This window comes from Methanobrevibacter sp. (assembly GCF_045541095.1).
In the GTDB taxonomy this organism is placed as follows: Archaea; Methanobacteriota; Methanobacteria; order Methanobacteriales; family Methanobacteriaceae; genus Methanocatella.
The window spans coordinates 1-3,980 of record NZ_JAZQIJ010000088.1 but is presented as its reverse complement, the minus strand read 5'-3'; the positions used below and the strand labels follow the sequence as shown (position 1 = coordinate 3,980).

General features: G+C 36.8%; 3 protein-coding genes. All 3 read left to right on the top strand.

The window, feature by feature from the left end; all coding sequences use genetic code 11:
• Positions 1–663: 663 nt before the first annotated feature.
• The 3 genes from ACKI2P_RS03785 to ACKI2P_RS03775 are packed head-to-tail and all read left to right on the top strand — an operon-like array spanning position 664 to position 3,893.
• Positions 664–1,089 (top strand): 30S ribosomal protein S12, encoded by a 426-nt coding sequence (locus ACKI2P_RS03785; protein WP_067044341.1) that lies wholly within the window; start codon positions 664–666, stop codon positions 1,087–1,089.
• 13 nt (positions 1,090–1,102) lie between these two features.
• The gene (locus ACKI2P_RS03780) at positions 1,103–1,663 is read left to right on the top strand and encodes a 30S ribosomal protein S7 (protein WP_407375155.1); all 561 of its coding nucleotides are present in this window, start codon (positions 1,103–1,105) and stop codon (positions 1,661–1,663) included.
• A 31-nt stretch (positions 1,664–1,694) separates the two neighbouring features.
• A complete protein-coding gene (locus tag ACKI2P_RS03775) occupies positions 1,695–3,893 on the top strand; it encodes an elongation factor EF-2 (RefSeq protein WP_407375153.1) in 2,199 nt (732 codons plus the stop codon).
• Positions 3,894–3,980 lie beyond the last annotated feature (87 nt).

Below are 3,980 nucleotides of genomic sequence, written 5' to 3'. Positions count from 1 at the left end.
CAAAAATATTGCAAGAATACCATGACCTCTTAGGTCATGGATGAATTGCACAAAAAATTACTTATCAAATGCTCTCTGAAGAACTTTAAATACCAATGAAATCTAAACTAATAAATGACAAAGTTAATCAAAACTTTTTTTAACGATAACCAAGTTTAAAAAAGCAAAATATTAACATTTTTGTCTGAACCCATGGGACGAGGGAGATAGCCTAGGATAATATCAAATAACCAACGATATATAATAAAAAACCTAGGAATCCTCAACTTCAATAAGTTGAGGTAGTTCAATTAGAAGGCTGTTCACTGAAAGAATCAGGCGCATTGCATTGGTGGTAAGGGAGGAATGATTTTTACCCCCTTATTATTTTCAAATTATTTTTTTATTTTTCAAAATTCAGTGAAAAAAACATACCTTTATAAAGGTTAAAATATATAATTTATCTTAAGATATCTGTACTGTTTTATAACATGACTATGTGTGCTTTTTGTCATTGTTTTTAATAATTATTTCAAGATATCTTCTTTTAGATAAGTTATTTATCTAATTATATTATTTATACTGATTGTATCTTTGAATTTAGATTGTACTATTAGTCTATAGTATAAATCGCAGCGGTGGATTCTCAGATACGTTTTTAACAAAAAGATTAGAGGAAAAAATATGCCAGGACTTTTTGCTGCAAAAAAACTTAAAAAGAATAGACAAAATTTTAAGTGGAAAGACGTAGACTACAAAAGGAGAGCTTTAAGGTTAGACGTTAAAGCGGATCCTTTGGAAGGAGCACCTCAAGCTAGAGGTATCGTAATTGAGAAAGTAGGGATAGAAGCAAAACAGCCTAACTCTGCTATCCGTAAATGTGTTCGTGTTCAGTTAATCAAAAACGGTAAACAATTAACCGCTTTTGCACCAGGTGACGGCGCTATCGGTTTCATCGATGAGCACGACGAAGTAATGATTGAAGGAATCGGAGGACCATCCGGAAGATCCATGGGAGATATTCCTGGGGTCCGTTGGAAAGTTTCCAAAGTTAACAATGTAGCTTTATCCGAAATGGTAAGTGGAAAAATAGAAAAACCTGTAAGATAAGGTGGTTATGTTTATGAGTAAATTATTCGATAAATGGGATCTTGACGAAGTGAAAGTCGAAGACTTAGGTTTAGTAAAATACATCTGCCTTGATGAAACCTTAGTTCCACACACTTCTGGAAGACACGTAAAAAGACAATTCGCAAAATCTAAAGTATCAATTGTTGAAAGGTTAATGAACAAAGTCATGAGAACCCATCTCAACTCCGGTAAAAAGAACAAAGCTTACAATATCGTTAAAGATGCTTTAGAAATTATCAACAAAAGAACCAAGAAAAATCCAGTTCAAGTTTTAGTAACTGCTGTAGAAAACACTGCACCACGTGAAGAAACTACCCGTATCAAATACGGTGGTATTGGATACCAAGTTGCTGTAGACATCTCCCCACAAAGGAGAGTTGACCTTTCATTAGGTTTCCTCACCAGAGGAACTTTACAGTCTTCATTTAAAAACAGAAAATCTGTTGCAGAATGTTTAGCTGATGAATTGATTCTTGCTTCTGAAGAAGATTCAAGAAGTTTCGCTTTAAGAAAAGCTGAAGAGAAAGAAAGAGTTGCTAAAGCAGCACACTAATCATATAATGTTTAATTTTTAGGTGGTTATTTTGAGTAGAAGAGACAAAATGATTGCAAAAATCAAAGAGTTAATGTATGAACCTGATCAAATCAGAAACATCGGTATCTGTGCTCACATCGATCACGGTAAAACCACTTTATCTGATAACCTCTTAGCAGGTGCAGGAATGATTTCCGAAGAACTTGCTGGTGATCAAAGATTCTTAGATTTTGACGAACAAGAACAGGCACGTGGTATTACTATCGACGCTGCAAACGTATCCATGGTACACGACTACAAAGAAAAAGAATACCTTATTAACTTAATCGATACTCCTGGTCACGTTGACTTCGGTGGGGACGTTACCCGTGCTATGAGAGCTGTAGACGGTGCAGTAGTTGTAGTTTGTGCTGTAGAAGGTATCATGCCACAGACTGAAACTGTATTCAGACAAGCTTTAAAAGAAAACGTTAAACCTGTTTTATTCATCAACAAAGTTGACAGATTAATCAACGAGTTAAAATTAGAACCTCAGGAATTACAAAACAGATTCCTCAAAATCTTCATGGAAGCTAACAAGTTAATCAAAAACATGGCTCCTGAAGACAAAAAAGATGAATGGAAACTTGACTTCACTGACGGTAGTGTAGCATTCGGTTCAGCATACCACAACTGGGCTATCAATGTTCCAACCATGCAGGAAACAGGTATCAACTTCAAAGATATTATTGATTATTGTAACGCTGAAAATGAAAAAGAATTAGCTCAAAAAGTACCTTTATCCGACGTACTGTTAGGTATGGTAGTAGAACACTTGCCTTCCCCTAAAGAAGCTCAAGAATACAGGGTACCTAACATCTGGGATGGAGACATCGAATCTCCTGCTGGAAAAGGTATGGTAACTACTTCCCCTGACGGACCTTTAGCAGTAATGGTTACCAACGTATCTGTAGACAAGCACGCTGGTGAAATCGCAACTGGTAGGGTTTACGGAGGAGCTATCGAAAAAGGAACTGAAGTTTACATGGTCGGTTCCCACGGTAAATCCAGAGTACAGCAAGTAGGTGTATACTTCGGACCTGAAAGAGTCAACACAGACAAAGTTCCTGCCGGTAACATCGTATACATTGCAGGTGCAAAAGGTGCTATCGCTGGTGAAACATTATGTTCACCTGACGACAAAATCAAAGAGTTCGAAGGATTAGAACACATCTCCGAACCTGTAGTTACTGTAGCTGTAGAAGCTAAAAATACCAAAGACTTACCTAAATTGATTGAAGTATTAAGACAAACTGGTAAAGAAGACCCAACCGTTAAAATCGATATTAACGAAGAAACCGGTGAACACTTAGTATCCGGTATGGGAGAACTTCACTTGGAAGTTATCGGTTACAGAATTAAAGACAAAGGTGTGGACATCACAACTTCCGAACCTATTGTAGTATACAGGGAAACCGTTAAAAAACTCTCTCCACAAGTTGAAGGTAAATCCCCTAACAAACACAACAGATTCTACATCACTGTTGAACCTATTGAACCTGAGCTTTACGAAGCTATTCAGGAAGGGGACATCAAAGAAGGAAGAGTTAAAGGTAAAGAATCCGCTAACGACTTCATGGAATACGGTCTGGACAAAGAAGAAGCAAGAAGAGTATGGGCTGTTCACAACAGAAGCATCTTCCTCAACATGACTCGTGGTATCCAATACTTGGATGAAGTAAAAGAACTTTTACTTGAAGGATTTGAAGAAACCCTCAAAAAAGGACCTTTAGGTGAAGAAATCAGTATGGGATTAAAATTCAAACTCCACGATGCAAAACTTCACGAAGACGCAGTTCACAGAGGACCTGCTCAAGTATTGCCTGCTATCAGAAACGCAATCTTAGGTTCCATGATGCTTGCAGAACCTTCATTACTTGAACCAATGCAAAAAGTAGTTATTGATACTCCTAACGATTACATGGGATCATGTACCCGTGAAATCCAAAACAGAAGAGGTCAAATCGTAAACATGGGTCAAGAAGGAGACATGGCAAGAATCGAATCCAAAGTTCCTGTAGCTGAAATGTTTGGTTTCGCTGGTGACATCAGATCTGCAGCAGAAGGTAGATGTTTATGGTCTACTGAAATTTCCGGATTTGAACCTCTCCCACGTGAGATGCAAAATCAAATCGTAAGAGAAATCAGACAAAGAAAAGGCTTATCCGCAGAACCATTCCCTGCAAGCCACTACTTAGGAGACTTATAAAAAAATTACAATTTTTTAATTTTCTAATTTTCTATATTTTTACCAAAAATATTATCAAAAAAACAAATCTTTTTATATGTTGAGAAA

Coding starts and splice junctions, on each gene's coding strand:
- ACKI2P_RS03785 (WP_067044341.1), top strand. CDS start 664: ATGCCAGGACTTTTTGCTGCAAAAAAACTTAAAAAGAATAGACAAAAT.
- ACKI2P_RS03780 (WP_407375155.1), top strand. CDS start 1,103: ATGAGTAAATTATTCGATAAATGGGATCTTGACGAAGTGAAAGTCGAA.